Here is a 1,068-nt window from a genome sequence, read left to right as displayed (position 1 = left end):
TCCTGATGTGAAGGGAAATATTCTGGAAATTTTGACTCTGCCCAGACATATAATTCATCAATAGTTTCCTTATCAATAATCACCACATCATTAACTGGCTCATCAATAGCGGGACAAGTATCAATAGTTGGCTCATCAATAGTTTCCTTATCAACTTCTTCCCCATGAGCAAACGTAACTTGTAGGCTGATTCGATTATTAAATCCAGTAGGGCTCAATAGATTAACACACTCGGACACCAAGTCATTGGAACCCTCTACTGGTATTTTGCTCCAAAGACACCTTGAGTCTTTTAAATTAACATAGATATTATTCGCATCAAAAGTAACTAATTCTGGATCAAACCCCAACGGGGCAAAAGTACTATCCACACTTACATTGATAATGTCAGGCAAGCTATTCTCGCTATCACGAAAGCGAAAGCCTTTTGACCATGTGTATATGTATTGATGATACATATCGTCAGCTTTAATAGACACATAAGTCAGTTCAATCCTATTCTCGTTAAAATCTATGTCCCAGTCAAAATAATATGAGAATCGATCAATAACATAAAAATCTTTCTCATCAGGATAAACCAAGTCACTAGCCAGAACATCTTTCTCACGTGTGATGTAAAAAAATACATCACCACCATTCACTGCATCATTACTATCCCATTTTCCAAAGGCTGCATTAATCGTATGCCCACCAAAAGATTGGTCTGCCAAGGCATACGGTGATATTGCGATACCGGCAAGCAGCAGAGACGAAACTAATATTTTTTTCAAGTTCATATTTACACCCTATAAGTAATTAAATGGCGCTTTAAAAAAAACGCCGTTTGATAAAACATTTACAACTAAGCTATGGTTTTACATATTATCCATTTCCATTTGCTCTACCCAGTAACCTAGCTCTCCGAGGTCTATTATGCCACCAAACTTAGGGATAAAAACATAAAGGGGTTCATCAGTGTTCCCCTATTAGCTCTATCCAGGAACTAACCGAGCCATCAAAGCACACATCAGGTCGGCCAGAGGCTTTCCTGTGATAATTGCGTTTTGAACGGCTCGAATGGTATATGAG

The 1,068-nt window shown here is 38.2% G+C and carries 1 protein-coding gene; it reads right to left on the bottom strand.

Annotated elements, in window-relative coordinates:
* Nucleotides 1-776 (bottom strand): hypothetical protein (locus BTHERMOSOX_RS11490; protein WP_138121235.1); only part of this gene is annotated, 776 nt, incomplete at its 3' end.
* Between the last annotated feature and the right edge of the window lie 292 nt (nucleotides 777-1,068).

The sequence above is a fragment of the Bathymodiolus heckerae thiotrophic gill symbiont genome, from assembly GCF_900128515.1.
In the GTDB taxonomy this organism is placed as follows: domain Bacteria; phylum Pseudomonadota; class Gammaproteobacteria; order PS1; family Pseudothioglobaceae; genus Thioglobus_A.
This window is presented reverse-complemented; position numbering and strand designations above follow the sequence as displayed.